This is a genomic window from Microbacterium sp. NPDC090225 (genome assembly GCF_044772365.1).
Lineage (GTDB): Bacteria > Actinomycetota > Actinomycetes > Actinomycetales > Microbacteriaceae > Microbacterium.
In genome coordinates this window covers 415,804-436,964 of the sequence record NZ_JBIVYS010000001.1, presented here as the reverse complement: position 1 = coordinate 436,964, position 21,161 = coordinate 415,804, and the positions used below count along the sequence as shown (strand labels likewise).

The 21,161-nt window shown below is 68.6% G+C and carries 20 protein-coding genes and 4 tRNA genes; 17 read left to right on the top strand and 7 right to left on the bottom strand.

What is annotated here, in order from left to right:
• Positions 1–124: 124 nt before the first annotated feature.
• From ACIQTT_RS02170 to ACIQTT_RS02140, 7 genes are read left to right on the top strand one after another with little or no spacing between them, the layout of a single operon-like run.
• Entirely contained in the window at positions 125–535 is a 411-nt protein-coding gene (locus tag ACIQTT_RS02170; RefSeq protein WP_402785366.1) for a GtrA family protein, read from the top strand.
• Positions 532–2,010, top strand: a complete 1,479-nt coding sequence (locus ACIQTT_RS02165; protein WP_402785363.1) for a glycosyltransferase — start codon at positions 532–534, stop codon at positions 2,008–2,010. The genes ACIQTT_RS02170 and ACIQTT_RS02165 overlap by 4 nt, the downstream gene beginning before the upstream one ends.
• Positions 2,007–4,007, top strand: a complete 2,001-nt coding sequence (locus ACIQTT_RS02160) for an ArnT family glycosyltransferase (protein ID WP_402785361.1) — start codon at positions 2,007–2,009, stop codon at positions 4,005–4,007. The genes ACIQTT_RS02165 and ACIQTT_RS02160 overlap by 4 nt, the downstream gene beginning before the upstream one ends.
• A 42-nt stretch (positions 4,008–4,049) precedes the next feature.
• Complete coding sequence (locus ACIQTT_RS02155; protein ID WP_402785358.1) at positions 4,050–4,892, top strand: DUF4397 domain-containing protein; 843 nt, start codon at positions 4,050–4,052, stop codon at positions 4,890–4,892.
• Positions 4,892–6,049, top strand: a complete 1,158-nt coding sequence (locus ACIQTT_RS02150; RefSeq protein ID WP_402785355.1) for a glycosyl hydrolase family 8 — start codon at positions 4,892–4,894, stop codon at positions 6,047–6,049. Before ACIQTT_RS02155 ends, ACIQTT_RS02150 begins: the two co-directional genes overlap by 1 nt.
• Complete coding sequence (locus tag ACIQTT_RS02145; protein WP_402785352.1) at positions 6,049–6,675, top strand: class F sortase; 627 nt, start codon at positions 6,049–6,051, stop codon at positions 6,673–6,675. The genes ACIQTT_RS02150 and ACIQTT_RS02145 overlap by 1 nt, the downstream gene beginning before the upstream one ends.
• A 19-nt stretch (positions 6,676–6,694) precedes the next feature.
• Positions 6,695–7,486, top strand: a complete 792-nt coding sequence (locus ACIQTT_RS02140) for a polyprenol monophosphomannose synthase (protein WP_402785349.1) — start codon at positions 6,695–6,697, stop codon at positions 7,484–7,486.
• Between the two features lie 183 nt (positions 7,487–7,669).
• On the opposite strand, the gene ACIQTT_RS02135 is transcribed toward ACIQTT_RS02140, so the two are convergent.
• The 4 genes from ACIQTT_RS02135 to ACIQTT_RS02120 form a co-directional block, all read right to left on the bottom strand.
• Positions 7,670–8,662, bottom strand: a complete 993-nt coding sequence (locus ACIQTT_RS02135; RefSeq protein WP_402785346.1) for an NADP-dependent oxidoreductase — start codon at positions 8,660–8,662, stop codon at positions 7,670–7,672.
• A gap of 78 nt (positions 8,663–8,740) precedes the next feature.
• Positions 8,741–8,812, bottom strand: a tRNA-Val gene (locus ACIQTT_RS02130).
• Between the two features lie 26 nt (positions 8,813–8,838).
• Positions 8,839–8,909 (bottom strand) — tRNA-Cys (locus ACIQTT_RS02125).
• 54 nt (positions 8,910–8,963) lie between these two features.
• Positions 8,964–9,036: transfer RNA gene (locus ACIQTT_RS02120), tRNA-Gly, on the bottom strand.
• 151 nt (positions 9,037–9,187) lie between these two features.
• On the opposite strand from ACIQTT_RS02120, the gene ACIQTT_RS02115 reads away from it, so the two are divergent.
• The 7 genes from ACIQTT_RS02115 to ACIQTT_RS02085 all read left to right on the top strand — a co-directional run bounded on the left by ACIQTT_RS02115 (position 9,188) and on the right by ACIQTT_RS02085 (position 15,058).
• Positions 9,188–9,260: transfer RNA gene (locus ACIQTT_RS02115), tRNA-Val, on the top strand.
• Between the two features lie 130 nt (positions 9,261–9,390).
• Complete coding sequence (locus ACIQTT_RS02110; RefSeq protein ID WP_402785343.1) at positions 9,391–10,179, top strand: helix-turn-helix domain-containing protein; 789 nt, start codon at positions 9,391–9,393, stop codon at positions 10,177–10,179.
• A 105-nt stretch (positions 10,180–10,284) separates the two neighbouring features.
• Positions 10,285–11,250 (top strand): ABC transporter substrate-binding protein, encoded by a 966-nt coding sequence (locus tag ACIQTT_RS02105; RefSeq protein WP_402785340.1) that lies wholly within the window; start codon positions 10,285–10,287, stop codon positions 11,248–11,250.
• Entirely contained in the window at positions 11,247–12,137 is an 891-nt protein-coding gene (locus ACIQTT_RS02100) for a siderophore-interacting protein (RefSeq protein ID WP_402785337.1), read from the top strand. Before ACIQTT_RS02105 ends, ACIQTT_RS02100 begins: the two co-directional genes overlap by 4 nt.
• 10 nt (positions 12,138–12,147) lie before the next feature.
• Complete coding sequence (locus ACIQTT_RS02095; RefSeq protein WP_402785334.1) at positions 12,148–13,176, top strand: iron chelate uptake ABC transporter family permease subunit; 1,029 nt, start codon at positions 12,148–12,150, stop codon at positions 13,174–13,176.
• Entirely contained in the window at positions 13,173–14,237 is a 1,065-nt protein-coding gene (locus tag ACIQTT_RS02090) for a FecCD family ABC transporter permease (protein ID WP_402785331.1), read from the top strand. Before ACIQTT_RS02095 ends, ACIQTT_RS02090 begins: the two co-directional genes overlap by 4 nt.
• Entirely contained in the window at positions 14,234–15,058 is an 825-nt protein-coding gene (locus ACIQTT_RS02085; RefSeq protein WP_402785328.1) for an ABC transporter ATP-binding protein, read from the top strand. Before ACIQTT_RS02090 ends, ACIQTT_RS02085 begins: the two co-directional genes overlap by 4 nt.
• 9 nt (positions 15,059–15,067) lie before the next feature.
• Here ACIQTT_RS02085 and ACIQTT_RS02080 read toward each other — a convergent pair whose 3' ends face one another.
• Positions 15,068–15,844 (bottom strand): SDR family NAD(P)-dependent oxidoreductase, encoded by a 777-nt coding sequence (locus ACIQTT_RS02080; protein WP_402785325.1) that lies wholly within the window; start codon positions 15,842–15,844, stop codon positions 15,068–15,070.
• A gap of 86 nt (positions 15,845–15,930) precedes the next feature.
• Between ACIQTT_RS02080 and ACIQTT_RS02075 the strand changes: the two genes are divergently transcribed.
• From ACIQTT_RS02075 to ACIQTT_RS02065, 3 genes are all read left to right on the top strand, one after another.
• Positions 15,931–16,482, top strand: a complete 552-nt coding sequence (locus tag ACIQTT_RS02075) for a TetR/AcrR family transcriptional regulator (protein WP_402785322.1) — start codon at positions 15,931–15,933, stop codon at positions 16,480–16,482.
• A gap of 24 nt (positions 16,483–16,506) precedes the next feature.
• Positions 16,507–17,556, top strand: coding sequence for a 2,3-butanediol dehydrogenase (locus ACIQTT_RS02070; protein WP_402785319.1), 1,050 nt, complete (start codon positions 16,507–16,509; stop codon positions 17,554–17,556).
• Positions 17,557–17,689: 133 nt separating this feature from the next.
• A complete protein-coding gene (locus ACIQTT_RS02065) occupies positions 17,690–19,018 on the top strand; it encodes a flavin monoamine oxidase family protein (RefSeq protein ID WP_402785316.1) in 1,329 nt (442 codons plus the stop codon).
• 28 nt (positions 19,019–19,046) lie between these two features.
• Here ACIQTT_RS02065 and ACIQTT_RS02060 read toward each other — a convergent pair whose 3' ends face one another.
• Together ACIQTT_RS02060 and ACIQTT_RS02055 are read right to left on the bottom strand one after the other, a co-directional pair.
• A complete protein-coding gene (locus ACIQTT_RS02060; RefSeq protein WP_402785313.1) occupies positions 19,047–20,351 on the bottom strand; it encodes an ABC transporter permease in 1,305 nt (434 codons plus the stop codon).
• Positions 20,348–21,049: an ABC transporter ATP-binding protein gene (locus ACIQTT_RS02055; RefSeq protein WP_402785310.1), complete on the bottom strand. Its 702-nt coding sequence runs from the start codon at positions 21,047–21,049 to the stop codon at positions 20,348–20,350. Before ACIQTT_RS02055 ends, ACIQTT_RS02060 begins: the two co-directional genes overlap by 4 nt.
• Positions 21,050–21,161: the final 112 nt, after the last annotated feature.

Here is a 21,161-nt window from a genome sequence, read left to right as displayed (position 1 = left end):
TTTCGCGGATCATCGAATAAATCCAATCCGCGCCTCCGGGGGCCTCCGAACCCGCTGTATGACGCTCTCCCCCTCCGCGCCATTCGCCTCGCTGTCCCGCATCGCCTCGGCGGTGCGGAGAGCCGTGCCCCAACTCGCTTCCTTCGGCGGTGTGGGCCTGATCGCCTTCGTCGTCGACGTGGGCGGCTACAACCTGCTCCGCGCCACCGCGATGCCCGACCAGGTGATCTGGGCGAAGGTGATCTCCGTCACCATCGCCACCGGTGTCGCCTGGCTCGGACATCGGTACGTCACCTTCCGACGCACACGCCGCCCCGCGGTAGTCAAGGAATTGCTCCTCTTCCTCCTCGCGAACGGCGGTGGCCTGCTGATCGCCTCCGGATGCCTGTTCCTCTCGCACTACGTGTTCGGTTTCACCTCCGCGCTTGCCGACAATATCGCCGGCAACGTCGTCGGGCTCCTGCTCGGCACACTCTTCCGCTACTTCACGTACCGATTCCTCGTCTTCCGGACCCCGCAGGAGGCAACATCGTGATCATCTTCCCGACACTTCGCTCCCCATCCATCGAGAGCGACCCCGGTCCCGGACCGCTCCTCACCCCCGCGCCGGAGCAAGCCCCGGCGCCCGACGGCATCCCGAACCGCGAGGTGCTCGATCCGAACCTCGTCGATGCGTCCTCGACCGCTTCCGGCGTCGACTGGGCAGCGATCGCCGGGTACTCAGGGCTCGTCGTCGTCGCCCTCGCGCTCACGGTCATCGCCGTCACAACGCTCTGGTGGATGCTGTACGCCTGGCGGTCGAAGACCACGTACGACAGCACCGCCTTCTCGAAGGAACCGCAGGCCCCACAGCACACCTTCACGCTGCTCGTACCGGGCCGACACGAGGAAGAGGTCATGGGCCAGACCCTCGATGCGCTCGCCGCCCAGACGCATCCCGACGTGCAGATCATCGCGATCGTGGGCGACGACGACCCCGGCACGACCGCGGTCGTCCGTGCAGCGGCCGCCCGGCATCCGGAACGCATCGAGGTCGTCGTCGACGACAGCGTTCCCAAGAACAAGCCCAAAGCCCTCAACCGGGCGCTTCCCCACGCCAAGGGCTCGATCATCGGCGTCTTCGATGCCGAAGATGAGGTCCATCCCGAATTGCTGCGTCACATCGATTCGCGCTTCTCGGAGACCGGTGCCACCGTCGTTCAGGGTGGCGTGCAGCTGATGAACTTCCGGACGACGTGGTGGTCGCTCCGGAACGTACTCGAGTACTACTTCTGGTTCCGGTCGCGCCTGCATTTCCACGCCGGCGCGAAGTTCATCCCGCTCGGAGGCAACACCGTCTTCGTGAAGCGCGACGCACTGCGACGCAATGACGGATGGGACGCCGAGTGCCTCGCCGAGGACTGCGAACTGGGCGTGCGACTCTCGAGCCAGGGCGAGAAGGTCGTCGTCGCCTACAGTCCCGAGTACGTGACTCGCGAGGAGACGCCGGGAACGTTGAAGTCGTTCTACAAGCAGCGCACGCGCTGGAATCAGGGTTTCCTGCAGGTGCTCCGGAAGGGTGAGTGGCGGTCGCTCCCCACGCGCGGGCAGCGTCTGTTCGCCCGGTACATGCTGGCGATGCCGTTCCTGCAGGCGGCTACGGGCCTGCTGATCCCGCTGTCGATCTTCCTGATCCTCATGGTCAAAGTCCCCACGGCCGTGGCTCTCTTGACGTTCATCCCGCTGGCACCGACGCTCGTGACGGTCGCCGTGGAGATCGTCGGCCTGGGAGAGTTCGGTCGACTGTACGGACAGAAGGTGCGCGTACTCGACTACGTGCGTCTGGTGCTCGGCACGATCCCCTTCCAGGTGCTGCTGGCCCTCGCGGCGATCCGCGCCGTCTTCCGAGAACTGCGCGGCGAGCGGGGCTGGGAGAAGACGGAGCACACCGGCGCCCACCGCGATGCGGAGGAAACCGCCGCTCCCGTGGCCCCCACCGGGGCGCGCATCTCTGAGGGAGTTCCCGCATGAGCACCACACTCGAGAAGACCGAGCACACAGAACCGGCAACTTCAGCCGAGGAGATCCCGACGTCGGTACCGGTCCCTCGTCACGGTGCTCCGATCTCGAACTGGCTGCGGGCGCATGCACGCGACCTCCTCTGGCTTCTTCCTGTCCTGCTGATCAGCGCTATCGTCAACTTCCTCAACCTCGGCGGCTCGCCGCAGCGCATCGACGACGAGGGCACGTACACCGCGCAGGCCTGGGCCGTGACGCATCTCGGCGAACTCGCCCACTACACGTACTGGTACGACCATCCCCCGCTGGGATGGCTCCAGATCGCGGGTTACACCCAACTCACCGGTGCCTTCGAGCGCTGGGACATCGCGGTGCTCGCCGGTCGCGAAGCCGTGTTGGTCGCGGCGCTCATCTCCGTCGTCCTGCTGTGGGCTCTGGCGCGGCGCCTGGGCACGTCGCGCGGCGCCGCCGCAGCCACCGGCCTGCTCTTCGCGCTCTCGCCGCTCGCCGTGCAGTTCCACCGCACCGTCTACCTCGACAACATCGCGGTGCCGTGGCTGCTGCTCGCGTTCTTCCTCGCCATGAATCGCCGCGGCCAGCTCGCTGCCTTCGCCGGATCAGCCGTCGCCTTCGGGATCGCGGTCCTGACGAAGGAGACGTTCCTGCTCGCGTTGCCGGTTCTGATCTGGGTCATGGTGCACGCGGCTCGCCGGGAGACCCGGCGCTACACCCTGTCCGTCGCCGCGAGCATCCTCATGCTGATCGGCGGGAGCTATCTGCTTCTGGCCGCGGTGAAAGGCGAGCTGTTCAGCGGGGCGGGACGGGTGAGCCTGATCGAGGGTGTCACCTTCCAGCTCGGCTCACGAGAGGGCAGCGGCTCCATCTCGGATCCGGACTCGCTGCTCAACCGCACCCTGGGGATGTGGTGGCAGCTCGACCCGGTCTTCATCGTCTTGAGTCTCTTCGCGGCGACCGCCGCGCTCTTCCTCCCGCGCTTCCGCCCCTACGCCGTGCTTCTGTGGGGAATGACCGTCTTCATGCTGCGCCCCGGCGGCTATCTCCCCGTGCCGTACGTCATCATGCTGATTCCCTTCGGAGCTCTGTTGATCGCGGGGGTCACCGACGGCGCGATCGCTCGTCTCCGACGCAAGAACGTTGCGCGGCGGGGCCCCGCCATCGCGGCCGTGTCCGTGGCGGCGATCGGTGCCGTGGTGGCGGTGCCGCTGTGGACCACCCAGCTGCGCGGGTTCGTGCTCGCCGATCTCGACGAGCCCCTTCGCAGCGCGCAGGAGTGGCTGGCCGAGAACGCGTCCGCCGATCAGCGCCTGATCGTGGATGATGCAATGTGGGTCGACCTGGTGAAAGCCGGCTGGGACCGTGACAACGTCATCTGGTATTACAAGCTCGACACCGATCCCGCGGTGCAGACGCAATCGCCGAACGGATGGCGCGACGCCGACTACGTCGTGACGACCGATTCGATGCGCACCTTCCCCGGCGCTTTCCCTCAGGTGCAGGAGGCGATCGACAACTCCGTCGTCGTCGCGAGCTTCGGCTCGGGGACCCAAGCGGTCGAGGTGCGCCGGGTGACCATCGACGGCGCCGAGCAAGCGGCGATCACGGCTGCGGATGCCGCGGCCACCCGCTCGGCTCTCGGCACTGAGCTTGCGACGAATCCTGAGGTGGCGCTGAGCGATCAGGACCGCGACCGACTGACGGCGGGGCAGGTGGACGCCCGCATCGTCGCCGTGCTCGCGACCCTCGCCGGTTCCGGATCGGTGTCGGTCTCCGGTTTCCCGATCGTCCCCGGCGAGGAGGGGCTGACCTTCCGCCAGGTGGCGCTTTCGGCGATCGATGGATCTCCCGCCGTCGTCGATGGCGCCATCGGCCCCGACGCGAAGGCTCTGGTCGAGTCCCTGAACGGAACCTACGAGCCGGCCGACGTCGCGATAGACGGCGACACCGTCGTCCTCCGCTACTCGGTCTCACTCCAACCAGCCCTGCCGTAACCCCCCTCGAAAGATCCACGACCCATTCAGAAGGAGAACATCATGAACACCTCACGATTCCCACACCTGAAGGCGACCCTGGCCACGAGCGCGACCGCGCTTCTCGTGCTCACCGCGGCACCCCTGCCAGCGACCGCGGCCGACGGCATCTCCCCGACCTCGACGGTCCCGGCCGCGACCACGGAGCAGGCGGGGTGGTTGCGTCTGGGCCACCTGTCCCCCGACACGAAATCCGTCGATGTGCGCGTCTCCGCGGTAAGTGGAGGATCGATACTGTTCGAGCTGGACGGCGTCGGCTACGGTGACGTCTCGGCATACGAGGAGTTGCCGTCCGGAACGTACACGGTCAGCATGGTTCCCTCCGGCGCCGCGGGCTCGGACGTGCCCGTGATCTCCGAGACCGTGACGATTGACGCAGGCACCGCCACCACCGTCGCAGCCTACGGCCCGACGGATGATCTGCAGGTGCGTTCCTTCGACGACGATTTGAGCGAGCCGGCCGCTGGTTCCGCGCGCATCCGCCTCATCCAGGCATCGACGATCACCACCGAGGTCGATGTCACGACCGCCCAGGGTGATGCGATCGCGCGGGATGCGAAGGCGGGATCGGCCACGGGGTACGCCGAGATCCCTGCGGGCGACTGGTCGCTCGAACTCTCCGGCGAAGGAGTGGACGACACCGCAGACGTCTCGGTGGAGCCGGGTAGTGTCACGACCCTCTTCGTCCTCGACACGGCGAACGGCGGCCTGACGATCCTGCCGATCCTCGACAGCGCTTCTGTGGGCGACGTGCCCGACGGCGGCGTCGATACCGGCGGCGGATTCCTCTCCTCGATGGCGGGGCTCGCGCACGCAGCATCGCAGGTGCTGGGGGCGGTGCGCTGATGCGTCGTTCCACACTCGTCGGCATCGCGGCGGGAGCCGTCGTGATCACCGCCGGCACGGCAGCGCTCGCCGTCGGCCTGAGCTCCTCCGACCATGGGCCTCCGGGGTCCGACGTCGGGGTGGCATCCACACCGCTCCCGGCGGACGGAGCCGATGCCCCCCAGCTCGACGCCGCGGAGCTCGCGACCTCGTTCCTCGACGAGTGGGTCGACGACGGCCGCGTCGTCCGACACGACGAGGGCGGTGACACGGTGAGCGAAGGACAGGCATACGGCTTGTTCGCCGCCGTGATCGCCGACGACGAAAAGCAGTTCGACGAGATCTGGTCGTGGACCCAGGACGAGCTCGTCCGCGGCGACGGACTGATGGCCTGGAGATGGGACGACGGGGCGGTCGTCGACGACGAGCCGGCCTCGGACGCCGACCTCGACGCCGCGCGGGCGCTCATCCTCGCCGGTGACCGGTTCGGACGCGATGACCTGCGCCAGGACGGCATCGACCTGGCGACCGTGATCGCGGATCGGATGACAGTAGTCACCGAACGCGGCCGCATCCTGTTGCCCGGCCTCTGGGCCGCGGAGCGCGAGCCGTACGCATACAACCCGAGTTATGCCTCGCCCGTGGCCTACGAGGTGCTCGCCACGGCAACGGGAGACCCGCGCTGGGACGAGTTGGACGCAGGCAGCGCCGCGGTCACGGCGGAGATCCTCGAGGCGACCGATCTTCCACCGGACTGGGCGCAGGTGCACGCCGATGGTCTCATCGAACCGATGCCCGGCCCGCTGGGCGAGGGCGACCCCGTGCAGTATGCCTTCGATGCACCACGACTCATGCTGCGTTACGCCGAGTCGTGCACCGCGAGTGATGTGGCCCTGGCCGCGCTGCCGCTGGCGACGCTCGACCGCGAGCAGCGTCTCTCTTCTCGCCTGGACCTCGGGGGCGGAGCGCTCACCGACGAGGAATCGGCGTTCGGATACACCGCGCGCGCGGCGACCGCGTACGCGTCGGGTGACAGCGTCGCGGCGACCATCGATCTCGAACGCGCCGCGCAGCTGGCGGCGGAGTATCCGACCTATTACGGCGACGCGTGGGTCATGCTGTCGACCGCGATGCTCACGGACGACACCCTCGGCGGTTGCGGAACGCGAGCCGCCTGATGCGCCGGATCGGAACACCGCGCGCGCTCGGAGCGACGAGCGCGATACTGCTCGCGCTCCTGCTGAGCGCGTGCGGTGTCGTCGACGGAGCGCCGGAACCCGTGTCCTCGGCAACCGCAGAAGACACGGGATTCTCCGCGGGTGAATTGCAGGACCCGTCGGTCCCGGATGCCGCCGTGAAGGATATCGTGCCCACCCGCGTGCAGATCCCGGCCATCGGCGTCGACTCGACGCTGGAGGATCTCGCGCTCGATCCGACCGGGCGCCTGGCTGCCCCGATCGACTTCGATCTCGCGGGCTGGTACGCCGACGGTGTCATCCCCGGCACCATCGGGCCGGCCATCATCGCCGGGCACGTGGACTCGCCCACGGCCCCCGCCGTATTCGCCGGCATCGGGAGCCTGGTGACCGGCGACGAGATCGTGGTGACCCTGTCCGATTCATCCACGCTGACCTTCACAGTCAGTGGGTCGATTCAATCCGCGAAGGCGGAGTTCCCGACGGCATCCGTGTACAGCAACGTCCCGACCCCTGAACTGCGTTTGATCACCTGCGGCGGGGTGTTCGACTCGTCAACGGGCCACTACCTCGACAACCTCATCGTCTTCGCCGAACTCCGCCGCTGACGCTTCGAAAGGACACACTGTGAACGAGACCCTGGTCATCATCCCGACCTTCAACGAGATCGAGAACATCGAGTCCATCGTCGGTCGCGTGCTGGCGGCGGCCGACGCCGACATCCTGATCGTCGACGACGCCTCCCCCGATGGCACCGGCGAACTGGCGGATGCCCTCGCCGCTCGCCACCCGGAGGTCAACGTCCTGCATCGCACCGAGAAGAACGGCCTGGGCGGCGCGTATCTCGCGGGCTTCGCTTGGGGACTCGAACGGGACTACTGGGCCCTGGTCGAGATGGACGCCGACGGTTCGCACCGTCCCGAAGAACTGCCCAAGCTCGTCGATCAGCTCATTGACCACGATCTCGTCCTCGGCTCGCGCTGGGTTCCGGGAGGTGAAGTCGTCAACTGGTCTCGTCACCGCGAGATCCTCAGTCGCGGCGGCAATCTCTACGCGCGACTGGCTCTCGGCATCGACGTGCGGGACTCGACGGGCGGCTACCGTGTCTTCAGCGCCGCCGCGCTGCGACGGATCGATCTGCTTCACGTCGCTTCGCAGGGGTACTGCTTCCAGGTCGACCTGCTGTGGCGCGCGTTGGAGCGCGGCCTGCGCGTCGTCGAGGTTCCGATCACCTTCGTCGAGCGCGTGCACGGCGAGTCGAAGATGAGCGGAGCGATCGTGACGGAATCGCTGTCTCTCGTGACCTGGTGGGGCATGCGGCGCCGCCTCACCGCTCTCGCGCTCTTCCTGAGGCACGGCCGCAAGCTGCGCTCGGTGCGCGCTCTGTCGCATCGGATGCTGCCGCCCGTGCGCCCCTGAGGCCTCGCGCGGCTTGCGCGCGCCGAAAGCGACGAAAGCCCCTCGTCGGCACCTGGCAACCGGATGCACCTGTGGGGTGCGCGCTGATCCCTGGCTGGATGTACGGGGGCGGAGGCTTCGCCGCCGCGCTCGGAGTCGCCCTCGCGGTAATCGTCGGCGGGGGTATCTGGATGGTCGCCTACGTCAGCCAGGGGATCGACTGATCAGGCCCGCATCGGGTGCGACGACGATCTTTCCTGCGGCATGCCCGCCGATCGAGCGCGCATAGGCGTCCCGTACCCGGTCGAGGGCGAACACCGAATCGATCGGGAGCTCGAGATCACCACGGGCGAGAAGCCGGGCGATCTCTCCCAGTTCGGCGGCACCCGCGTCCGCTCCGCCCACGCTCGCGACGCCGTGTGCTGCGATCGCCGCGTAGTCGGCGATCGTGTTGATCTGCCCGCGGGGAACACCCAGTGCGAGCGCGGCTTCGACGGTGCCGTACCCGACCGTGTCGAACGCGCGTGCGACGCCTTCGGGAGCGACACTTCGCACGCGGTCGGCCAGGCGGGAGCCGTAGGCGACGGGGACCACTCCTAGTGCATGGAGAAGCGCGTGGTTCCGCGGGCCGGCAGTTCCGAGGACCCGAGCGCCGGCGCGTACTGCGAGCTGGGCGGTGAGGACGCCCACGCCACCCGCTGCGCCGCTGACCAGTACCGTCTCGCCCGGCTCGATCGGTTGGGATCGCACGCTCGCCATCGACGTGCGTCCGACGACGTTGAGCGCACCGGCGACTGTCGACGAGAGGCCCTCGGGCACGCGGACCAACGCCTCGGGTGAGATCACGAGATGGTCGGCCATCGCCTGGAACCGCAGTCCGCCGAGCACCCGGATGCCGAGCCAGGCCGGGTCCACATCAGCGCCGTGCCCGATGACCGTACCGGAGAAGTCGTACCCGGTGCCGGACGGGAGGGTGCGCTCGTAGCTGTCGTTCAGTGGCTCACCGCTGAAGATCTTCCAGTCGACCGGATTCACGCCGGCGGCGGCCACGCGCACGAGCACCTGGTTCGATGACGGACGCGGAATCGACCGTGAGACGATCTCGAGCACCTCCGGTCCGCCGAACCGCCGGTGGATGACTCGACGGGAGGCGCTCGGAAGTTCCTCCCCTGTCGGGATCACCTCGGTGCTCGCCATGCTCCGACTATAGGAGCGCTGCGTTCGGGTGGCACCGGCAACGCAAAAACCCCCGGGATGAACCGGGGGTTTCGTCTGTGCGCGATACTGGGATCGAACCAGTGACCTCTTCCGTGTCAGGGAAGCGCGCTACCGCTGCGCCAATCGCGCCTATGAAGGCTATTCAGTTCTCAGTGAGGTGGCGACGGGATTCGAACCCGTGTAAACGGCTTTGCAGGCCGGTGCCTAGCCGCTCGGCCACGCCACCGTGTGGATTGACCCCACGTGCGGAAGGCCTTCCGAAGAAGACCCTCTGCACTCGAGCGGATGACGAGACTCGAACTCGCGACCCCAACCTTGGCAAGGTTGTGCGCTACCAACTGCGCTACATCCGCATTTCGTTCCCGGTTGTCCCGGGCACTTATGAAACATTAGCCGATGATCGGCGACTGTCCAAACCGGAAGCGAATCTCGCGCGTGTCTCCCCGGATGGTCGTCACGGCCCGCACGCGTCCGGTAGTATCGTTTCTCGACCCCCTGGGTCATGGGCGATTGGCGCAGTTGGTAGCGCGCTTCCTTCACACGGAAGAGGTCATCGGTTCGAGTCCGGTATCGCCCACAGATCAAGCCCCGCCCGTCGTCTCGACGGAGCGGGGCTTCTTCGTTTCCCTCGCTCTCCGCGGGAGGGCACGTCACCGTGGTAACTTAGGGTGTCCTAATCTACCCGCGGGAAGGCAAGCGGAGGCTCCATGTCGCTCACCGATACCGGCTCCGAAGAGAGCGTCGTCTGGCGTATCGGAACGAACGATTTCGATGTCGTCGACGGCGCCGCCTGGGACACCCACTGTCACCCCGATCGGCACGAGCTGCTCTGGGGGGCGCGCGGCGTACTCACCGTCGAGACCGAGCACGGACATTTCGCCATCCCCGCCACTCAGGGACTGTGGATCCCCGCCGGCATCTCCCATCGAGTGATCGCCACGGCCGGCACCTCGTTCCGCTGCACCTTCATCGACGGCGACATCACCTCCCCATCTCCTCGCACGACCGTGGTCGCCATGCCCGAGGTGATGCGCGCCGTGCTCGACCGCCTCGAAGCCACGCCGTACCTTCGCGCGGGCCCGCGTCTGCACGCGGAGGAACTCGCGGTCAGTCTTCTGGAGCCGGTCGAAGCATCCGCCGTCGACCTGCCCCTCCCCCTCGACATGCGCACCCGACTCATCGCCGAGGCGCTGCTCTCCGACCCCTCCGACGACCGTTCGATCGAGGAGTGGGGGCATCACGTGGGCGCCAGCGCCCGGAACCTCTCGCGCCTGTTCGTCGCCGAGACCGGCCTGAGCTTCTCGACCTGGCGCACCCGCGCGCGCATGCGACGCGCGATCGAATGGCTCTCCGCCGACTACACGGTCGCGCATGTCAGCCGGCGTTCCGGCTACGCGACCCCGAGCGCTTTCGTCCAGGCGTTCCGGCGCGAGGTCGGGCGCACGCCCGGCGAATACGCCTCTCGACGCGGTGAGGAGCCGGCGAAGTCGGCGTGATCTCGACACGGTGTGGCATCTGCGCGACATCGGGCAGATCCATACTGGGTAAGCCGAGCCTTACCTAAGCCTCGTCTCCCCGATCCCCTCCCGGAAGACCACTCCATGCGCTCCACGCCCGTGTCCTTCGTCGCGCTCGCAGCGACCTGCCTCCTCCTCACCTCGTGCGCCGCCTCCTCGGCCGGCGGATCGTCCACCGCGGACGACACCGTGGAACTCACGACTCCGGCCGGCGTCGACATCACGATCCCCGCCGCGCCGACGTCAGCGCTCGGTTTCTACACGACCGACCTCGACATCCTGATCACCCTGGGTTTCGATCTCGCAGACACCCAGCCGATCCGCGACGACTTCACGGCCTTCCCGGACTTCTTCCCGCAGGAGGAACTGGCGGGCCTGAAGACGTTCGGCAACTTCCCCGAGTTCAACCTGGAGGCCGTGCTCGAGGCGGAGCCGGACTTCATCCTCAACGGACTCGGCTACGAGGAGGATCTCGACGGTCAGCTCCAGAAGATCGCCCCGACCTACACGTACAACGCGTTCGACGGAGGCGACTGGCGCGACGTCGTCGCGAAGGCCGCGACCGACCTCGGCCGCGAAGAGCAGTGGCAGGCCTGGGTCGACCAGTACGAGGCCCGCATCACCGACATCCGCTCCCGCCTCGACGCCGCCGACATCCACCCCGTCGTCGCCGACGTGGGCTACTGGGAGGGTCAGGTCACCGCATCGTGCTACGGCGTTCCCTGCCTCGTCTTCGCCGACCTCGGCCTGGAGATGGCGCCGCTGATGAACGCGACGGAGGACGGCCTGCCCGCGAGCGATGAGTACGCGGAGCTGAGCCCCGAACAGGTCGGACAACTCGACGGCATCGACGTCGTCTTCACCGGAGCCGAAGAGGATGGCACCGTCTGGGTCGAGGAGGACGAGGCCCTGAAGCAGAACGCGATCTGGCAGAACCTCTCGTTCGTTCAGAGCGGCGAGTACTACCCCTACAACTACGAGATGATCTACGGCTCTCCCAGCGGCATGGACGCGTTCCTCACCGTCGTCGAGAAGGCGCTCCTCGGATGACCGTCAACCTCGTGCACCGCATCGTGGTGCAGCGCGTCGAACGACTGAGCCCGGGCATGATGCGGATCGTCTTCGGCGGCGACGGCCTCGACGGCTTCGTCACCACCGGGGTGGGCGACGAGTACTTCCGCGTCTTCTTCCCGGCCGAAGGGCAGATCGAGCCCAACCTGCCGTTCCCGACCGACGACGGCTACTGGGACTTCCCGGAGGGCGTGGACCCGGCCCCGATGCGCACGTACACGGTGCGGGACTGGGATGCCTCGGCGCGCGAGCTCACCGTCGACTTCGTCGTGCACGACGGGGGAATCGCCGCGGCGTGGGCGCTGCGCGCCCAGCCGGGTGACGTCCTCGGCGTCAACACGCCGAAGGCGCTCTACGCGGCTCCCGCCGACATCGAGTGGCAGCTCCTGATCGCCGACGCCACCGGGCTTCCCGCAGCGGCCCGTCTCGCGGAGAACGCGCCCGCCGGCGTCCGCACCCGCGTGGTCGTCGAGGTCGCCTCGGCAGACGACGAATTGTCCATCGCCACCCCGGACGGGGTCGAGCTGCACTGGGTGCACGGCGGCAACGGGCACGGTCCCACGCGCATCGAAGAGATCCTGCGCGCGTCCGAGCTCCCGACGGGGCGTGGATACGTGTGGGTCGCCGGAGAGACGAAGGCCACGCGCGGTGTGCGCAAACACCTCCGTCACGAGCTGAAGCTCGCGGCGACCGACTACAAGATCCTCGGCTACTGGACCGAAAACGCCGAAGCCTGGCGCGAACGATACGAATCCCTCGACGAAGACACGCACGCACGCCTGATGGCCATGTGGAGTGACGACGGTCGCTCCGAGGAAGAGATCGAGGACGCCTACGACGCCGAGCTGGAGAAGCTCGGGCTGTGAGGTGCGCGGCATGACCTCGACGCTCGTCGCGGAGAAAGCACCGCAGGTCTCGGTGGCACGCCGCGGCCTGGTGGTACTCATCCTCGCCGGCGCCCTCGCGCTCGTCTGCGTGGCGAGCGTGCTGTTCGGCTCGCAGCGGATCTCGCCCGCCGACGTCTGGCACGGCCTCACGGTCGGTACGGGCGATGCCGGCGCGATCGTGCAGGGGATGCGCATCCCCCGCACGATCGTCGGGCTCGCGGTCGGCGCGGCGCTGGGCATCGCCGGGGCCCTGATCCAGGGTTTCACCCGCAACCCGCTGGCCGATCCCGGCATCCTGGGCGTGAACGCGGGCGCGAGCCTGGGCGTCGTGATCGGCGTCGCCTTCTTCGGCGTCAGTGCGGCGAGCGGGTACATCTGGTTCTCGTTCGCGGGCGCGATCGCGGCGACTGTCCTCGTGTATCTCATCGGTTCGGCCGGGCGCACGGCTCCGGATCCCCTGCGGATGACGTTGTCCGGTGTTGCGCTCGGCGCCGTGATGGGAGGCGTGGTCGCCGCGATCGGACTCCTCAACCCGAGCGTCTTCGATCGGATGCGCAGCTGGAATGCGGGCTCGCTGACCTCCCTCACCCCGGACGTCTACACCGTGCTGCCCTTCGTGCTCATCGGCCTCGTGCTCGCATTCTGCCTCGCGCCGTCTCTCAACGCCCTCGCGCTCGGCGACGACCTCGCGACGGCCCTCGGATCGCGCGTCGCCCTCACGCGCGTGCTCTCGATCGTCGCCGTGACGCTGCTCTGCGGTGCGGCCACCGCTGCGGCCGGTCCGATCGCGTTCGTCGGCCTGATGGTGCCGCACGCCGTGCGCTGGTTCGTCGGTCCCCATCAGGGCTGGATCCTCCTCGGCACCGTCTTCGCCGCGCCTCTCCTGCTCCTCACCGCGGACGTGACGGGTCGACTCGTGCTCCGCACGGGCGAACTGCCCGTCTCGGTGGTGACGGCGATCATCGGGGCCCCCGTCCTCATCGCCCTCGTGCGCCGTCGAAAGGTGAGCGGACTGTGAGCGCCGATCTCCTGACTCCTCCGGTGGATGCCGGCCGCCGGGTCTTCACACCGCAGACGCCGTTCTTCTCCCGACGCATCGGTGTGCGCGCGACGATCGTCACCCTCGCCGCCACCGCGCTCGCGATCGCGATCGGCGTGTTCGCGCTCACCCTCGGCGACGCCGTCTTCAGCCCGGGCGAGGTCGTCGCGACGCTCCTCGGCTTCGGGGAGCCCCGGGCCGAGCTCGTGATCATCGAATGGCGTCTGCCCCGCGTGCTGGGCGCACTCGTGTTCGGCGTCGCGCTCGGCATCGGCGGCGCGATCTTCCAATCGCTCACGCGCAACCCTCTCGGCAGCCCCGATGTGATCGGCTTCGACGCGGGGGCCTACACCGGCGCATTGATCGTGATCACGACGTTCGGGGTCAGCGTCGCGTCGACGGCTGCGGCCGCCCTCATCGGCGGCACAGCGACGGCGCTCGTCGTCTATCTGTTGGCGTTCCGTCGCGGCTTCACGGGGTTCCGGCTCATCATCGTCGGTATCGGCATCGCGTCGATGCTCGCCTCGGTGAACACCTGGATCATCCTGAACGCGAGCCTCAACGTCGCGCTGCTGGCCAGCGCCTGGGGTGCCGGTTCCCTCAACCTCATCACGGCCGAGCAGGTCGGCATCGCCGCGTGCGTCATCATTCCCATCGCGATCGCCGTCGCGTTGCTCGCCGACCGCCTCCACATGCTCGAGCTCGGCGACGACGCGGCTTCCGCCCTGGGCGTGCGCACGGGAGGAGTGCGTCTGACGCTCGTGATCCTCGGGGTCGGGCTCACCGCCGTCGTCACCGCGATGGCAGGACCGATCGCCTTCATCTCCCTTGCGGCACCGCAGATCGCCCGCCGCCTCACCGGCTCGGCGAGCGTCACCCTCACGGCATCCGCCGCTCTCGGCGCACTGCTGCTCGTCGCGAGCGATGTTCTCGCGCAGCGGCTCTTCGCCCCGACCCAGATCCCCGTCGGCCTCGTCACCGTCTGCCTCGGCGGGGTCTACCTGGTCTGGCTGCTCATCCAGGAAGCGAGAAGACGATGACCGAGAAGACGATGACACAGAAGACGATTGCGACGGCCGGAACTCTCACTCGTGCACGTCTGCAGGGCGACGACCTCACGATCGGGTACGACGGCCGCCTGGTGTCGGAGCACCTCGACGTCGAGATCCCCTCGGGCTCGTTCACAGTCATCGTGGGGCCGAACGCCTGCGGCAAGTCCACATTGCTGCGTGCGCTCGCGCGTCTGCTGCGGCCGACGACCGGACAGGTGCTGCTCGACGGTCGGGCGATCTCCGAACTGCCGACGAAGGAGATCGCGCGGCGCCTCGGATTGCTCCCCCAGACATCGCTCGCCCCCGACGGCATCCGCGTCTCCGATCTCGTCGCCCGTGGCCGTCACCCCCACCAGACGATCCTCCGGCAGTGGTCGCACACCGACCAGGCCGCCGTGGCCGCCGCCCTCGCCGCGACGGGCACGACGGAGCTCGCGGGGCGCCTGGTCGACGAGCTCTCCGGTGGACAGCGCCAGCGCGTCTGGGTGGCGATGCTGCTCGCACAGCAGTCGCCGACGATGCTGCTGGACGAGCCGACGACGTTCCTCGACATCGCGCACCAGTACGACCTGCTCCGCCTGTTCCACAGGCTCCACGGCGAGGGGCGCACGGTCGTGGCCGTGCTGCACGACCTCAATCAGGCCGCGCGTTTCGCCGATCACATGATCATGATGCGCGACGGCGAGATCGTGGCATCCGGGGATCCGTCCACGATCGTCACGGCCGCACGAGTCGAGGAGGTCTTCGGACTGGCTTGCTCCGTGATCCCCGACCCGCACGCCGGGACGCCCCTGGTCGTTCCGCTGTGAGCCCTCGACTCAGCCCATGAAGGGGCGCAGATCCGGATAGCCGGTCGTCGCCCAAGCACCGTCGACGACGATGTTCTCGCCGTTGACGTACGACGCGTCGGCCGAGGCGAGGAACAGGGCGACGCCGGCGATCTCGTCGGGCTCGGCGGCACGCTTCGCCGGGATGCGGTCGAGGTACGTCTCGATGACTCCCGGCACGGCCAGCAGTCCCCCGGTGAGCGGCGTCGCCACCAGACCGGGCGATACCGCGTTCACGCGAATGCCGTGCTCGGCGAGCTCGAGCGCGGCGTTCTTCGTGAGCATCACGACACCGGCCTTCGCCGTCGAGTATCCGGCACCGAAGTGCATCGGCACCTGGGAGTTCAGCGACGCGATGTTGACGATCGAACCCGCACTGCCCTGGGCGAGGAACTGCTTCGCGCCGAGCTTCGTGCCCAAGAACGCGCCGTAAAGGTTCAACTTGATGTTGAAGTCCCAGGTCGCAAGATCCATATCGATGACGCGAGCGGGCTTGGAGCCGCCGGCGACGTTGTACACCGCATCGATACGACCGAAGCGCTCGACAGCGGCGGCGAACAGCGCCTCCATCGACTGCTCGTCGGTGACATCGATGCGCAGGCCCGCCACGTTCTCGCCGAACGTCTCGGTGGCGGCGGCCACGGCATCCGCGTTGATGTCGGCGACGAACACCTTCGCACCCCTGTCGACGAGGCGGCGCGTGATCGCCGCTCCGATCCCCGACACTCCGCCGGTGACGACCGCGACGCTGTTCTCGAACCCTGACATGACTTCCTCTCTCCGGCACCGTCATGGTGCCGTCTTCGTCCGCCACGATACGCCCTATCTGACACTTGTCGGATAAACTCGGAGACATGGATGCACGGGCGCGACGCTCACGGGAACACCTCCGGGATGCCGTCCTCGACCTGGCCGGACGGATGCCGATCGCCGACGTGACCGCCTCCGCCATCTGCGCCGCCGCAGGCGTGACGCGCGACACGTTCTACCGGCACGCCGAGAGCCCCGTCGATCTCCTCGCCGACGCCCTCTCGTCCGAGATCGCCGAAGCGATGGAGATCCTCCCCCGCACCGATGCGATCGGCGACGGCGAGCGGGCACTGCTCGAGCACGTCGTCCGCCGCGCCGACGTCTACCGTGGCGCGATGCACCCCCTGCTCGCCGCTCCCGTGCGCAGCAATCTCGAGCGGTCCATCCGGTCGGGACTCGAGCTCTGGGTGAGTCTGCACCCCGAGATCGTGCCCGCGGTCTTCCACGACGACCCCGCAGCGATGCGGATCGCATTCGCGTACGCCGCCGCCGGCACCGTCGGCTCCATCGAGGAGTGGCTGCGCAACGGCGACGACGACATCGACCGCGCCGTGAGGCTCATCCTCGCGGCGTCCCCGGAGTGGTGGCTGCGCTGACGGCCACCGGAAATGGAGAGAAGGATGAAGGCCGCAGTTTTCCACGCACGGGAGGACCTCCGCATCGAGGAGGTCGCCGATCCTTCCCCCGGCGCCGGGCAGGTGAAGCTGCGCAACGCCTTCGCGGGCATCTGCGGCTCCGACCTGCACGTCTACTACACGCCGGAGGCGGCCGGGCTCGACTTCGAGCACCCCCATCCGCTGACGGGGTCGACGCTCCCCCAGATCCTCGGACACGAGTTCTCGGGCACCGTCGTCGAGCTCGGCGCGGGCGTCGACGGCGTCTCGGTCGGTGACCGGGTGGCCGTCTGGCCCATCTACTACTGCGGTGAGTGTGCCGCCTGCCGGCGCGGAATGTACAACGCGTGCCAGAAGATCGGCTTCCACGGCCTGAGCTCGGACGGCGGCGGAATGGCCGAATTCACGACCGTCGACGCGTCGAAGCTGCACGTGCTCCCCGAGAACGTCGACCTGCGTCTCGGCGCCCTGGTAGAGCCGATGGCGGTCGCGTGGCACGCCGTCTCGCGCAGCGGTGCGGAGGCGGGCGGAACCGCCCTCATCGCCGGAGCCGGCCCCATCGGCATCGGCGTGTGGTTCGCCCTCAAGGCCCGCGGAATCGAGAAGGTGCTGGTCTCCGAGCCGAGCGCCGATCGACGCGCGATCATCGCGGCTCTCGGCGCCACGGTCGTCGACCCGGTGACCGAAGACCTCGCCGCCGCCGTCGCCACTCTGACCGACGGCGACGGCGTCGATGTGGCATTCGACGCCGCCGGTGCCGGCCCGGCCGTCGCCTCCTCACTCGCGAGCCTCGTGCCGGGTGGCCGGGTCGTCGTCGTCGCGATCCATGAGCGCACGATGGACTTCCTGCCGACCCAGCTGGTGATGGCCGAGACCGAAATCGCCGGCGCGCTGGCATACCTGCCCGAAGACTTCGATGCCGTCATCGCCGCGATGGCGGAGGGCGTGTACGACACGACCGGGTGGGTGAAGCAGGTACCGCTGGACGGCGTCGTGGACGCGATCCACGCCCTCCGCGGCGGCGCCGGGACGAAGATCCTCGTCCAGTCGAACTGACGCGCATCGCGGGGCGATGGCCGGGACCCGACGCGATCTGTCCCGGCCGTCGCCCGAGCCCCTTCCCTCCGCGGGGCCCGACTGACTAACGTCGGGATCAGACCCTGCGATGCCCTCCGGCGAAGGAGCCCTCATGCACACCTCTGACGCGATCGTGATCGGCGCCGGAATCGCCGGCCTCTCGGCCGCCCGGCTTCTCCGCGCGGAGGGGCTGGGCGTCGTCGTGCTCGAAGCGCGGGACCGCGTCGGGGGCCGCGTGACGACGGATCGCACGGACGGCAGGATCACCGATCTCGGCGCCTCGTGGATCCACGGTGTCGACGGCAGCCCGGTCGCGGCCGCCGCCACCGCGTTCGGTATGCGCACGCGGGAGTTCACGGTCGGGGGCTACCAGCCCGACAGCCGCCCGATCGCTCACTACGGCCCTGACGGCATCCGCCTGTCCGATGCGGATGCCCGCGCCTACGTCTCCGACATCCATGCCGTGGATGCCGCACTGCGCGAGATCATCGCCGCGTCGGCAGCCGATGCGTCGTATCGAGATGTGACCGAGTCGGCCCTCGCGGTCCAGGGATGGACGGCCGACCGCGCGCAGCGGGTGCGCGAGTACCTCGAGCACCGCGCCGAGGAGCAGTACGGCGCCTGGATCGAGGACCTCGCGGCTCACGGCCTCGACGACGACACCATCGACGGCGACGAGGTCGTCTTCCCCGACGGGTACGACCGCCTGGCGACGCACCTCGCGGAGGGCCTCGACGTCCGGCTCGACCATGTCGTCACCCGCGTGGACTGGTCGGAGGAGGGCGTCGTCGCCACCACTGCGCACGGCATCTTCCGCGCGGCGGCAGCGGTGCTCACGGTTCCGGTCGGGGTCCTGCAGTCCCCCGCACTGGTGATCGACCCCGCGCTGCCCGAGCCGAACGCGGGAGCACTGTCGCGTCTTCGCATGAACGCGTTCGAGAAGGTCTTCCTCCGCTTCCCCACGCGGTTCTGGGACGATGACGTCTATGCGATCCGCCAACAGGGGCCCGAGGGGCGCTGGTGGCACTCCTGGTACGACCTCACCGCGCTGCACGACGAGCCGACACTGCTCACCTTCGCCGCGGGCCCGGCAGCCGAGGAGACGCGGGACTGGGACGACGATCAGGTCGTGGAGTCGGTGCTCGCCCAGTTGCGACGGCTGTTCGGTGCCGACGTGCCGACCCCCGTCGCGGTGAATCGCACGCGATGGCAGGACGACCCGTTCGCCCACGGCGCCTACGCCTACATGACGCTCGGCTCGTCGACCGCCGACCACGACGACCTGGCGACCCCGATCGGCGGCAGGCTGCACATCGCCGGAGAAGCGACCTGGACCGATGACCCGGCGACCGTACCCGCCGCCCTCCTCTCGGGGCACCGCGCGGCGACCCGGGTCCTCGGGCGCGAGGTCGCGGTCGAGCGGCTGTGGTCCCGGCCGTGAGCCCCGGACCACAGCCGCCGACCGCGCCTCACTCGTAGCGCAGGGACTCGACGGGATCGGCCCGCGCCGCCCGAGCGGCGGGCAGGGTGCCGGCGAGGAAGGCGATCACCATCACGAGCGCGATGATCGACACGATCGAGACCGGATCGAAGGCGATCAACGTCAATCCGGGCAGGTCGGCGAGGAGCCCCTCGGCGAGGACCGCGCTGATCCCCGCGCCGGCGAGCATCGCGATCCCGACCCCGATCGCGCTCCCGAGGAATCCGAGGAAGGCGGCTTCGAGGCTGAACAGCCCGAATACTCGCCCGGAGCTCATGCCCATCGCCTTCATCAGACCGATCTCACGCGTGCGTTCCTGCACCGACATGTACAGCGTGTTGACGATCCCGAACGCGGCAGCCAGCAGGGCGATGATCGCGAAGGCGTTGAGAACGAGCACGATTCCATCGATGACGCTGGTGATCGTGCCGAGCTGGTCGGCCACGGTCGTCCCGATGAATCCGGCATCGGCCAGGCGATCCTTCAGGGCCTGGACCTCGTCGTCCGTCGCGTCCGGCGCGAACCACACGGTCGCCGACGCGAAGCGGTCCGCCTGCTCCGCGGGCAGCCCGGTCGTCTGGGCCGCGAAGAGCGCGTCGCTCATCGCCTGGTTCACGAGGATGCTCGAGCCGGTCGGGCTCGCGAGAGCCTCCTCCGTGATCCCGACCACGACCGCCTCGATCGTGTGCGACGTGCGCGTGGCGTCCGTGATCCCCAGCGTGATGGTGGAGCCGAGCGCATCGTCGTCATCGGCGAACCCGAGGGCATCGACGTACGCAGCGGGGAGCGCGACCTCCGTCTCCGATGCGTCGTCGTCCGGATCGGTTCCGGCGGCGAGCACGGTCGTCTGTCCCGGAATGAGACTCCCGACCGAGGCGACGAACGGCGTACCGTCGCCCACCCGGATGAAGTCGGGGGTGATCGTGCGAGTGGGGTCCACGCGCACGACGCCATGGATCCCCTCGATCTCGGCGATGTCGTCGGGAGCCAGCGCGATCACCGTCTGCCCGGGGATGCCGCTCGACACGGCATCCGGGTCGTACTCCCGGGGCGCCCCGCCGGATGCGCCCGGCAGGGTTCCCGAGTCGTCCGCGGCCCGCGTGACGCTCATCGCATCGGATGCTCCGACTCCCGAGACCGTGTCGTCGATGTACCGGTTGATGCCGGTGCCCAGGCCGCCGGTCAGTGCGAGCGTGAACGCTCCGACGAAGATGGCGAGGATGGTGAGGATCGTGCGGGTCTTCGCCCGGAACGTGTTCGAGACCGCCGAGCCGACGAGGTCCGCGGCCCTCATGCGGCGACCTCCCCTTCGGTCTCGTCGACGATGCGTCCGTCGCGGATGACGATCCGCCGATCGCAGCGCGCCGCGAGATCCTCGTCGTGGGTGACGACGATCAACGTGATGCCGTGCTCGCGATTGAGTCCGAACAGGATGTCCTCGACCACCGCGCCCGTCGCGCTGTCGAGGTTGCCCGTCGGCTCGTCGGCGAAGATGATGCGCGGATCGTTCACCAGTGCGCGCGCGATCACGACGCGCTGCTTCTGCCCTCCGGAGAGGTCCACGGCCTTGTTCCGCGCCTTGTCGGCGAGGTCGAGCTGCTCGAGCGCGGCCATGCCGCGTCGGCGACGCTCGCCCGCTCGGACACCCGCGATCTTCAGCGGCAGGATGACGTTCTCGAGCACGCTGTTCCCGCCGGTGAGGAAGAACTGCTGGAACACGAAACCGAACGTCTTGTTGCGTGTGCGGTTGAGCTGCGCGCCCCGCAGTCGTGCCGTGTCCGTGCCCTCCAGGGCGATCGATCCCGTGTCGGGAGCGTCGAGAAGCGCGAGCAGGTGCATGAGCGTCGACTTGCCGGAGCCGCTCTTGCCGACGATCGCGATCGATTCGCCTTCCGCGACGTCGAAGCTCACCCCCTTCAACGCATCGAAGCGGGTCGGGCCACGCCCGTAGGACTTGTGGACATCCCTGATCTGCAGGAGGGGTGCGGGCATCGGAAGACTCCAATCGGATCGACGGGTATCAGCGTCCCTCGCACCTCGGGGTCCGCGCATCCCTCCGCCGCGTCCCGCGTCTACCGCGTCCGTAGTACGCCCGATGACCCGG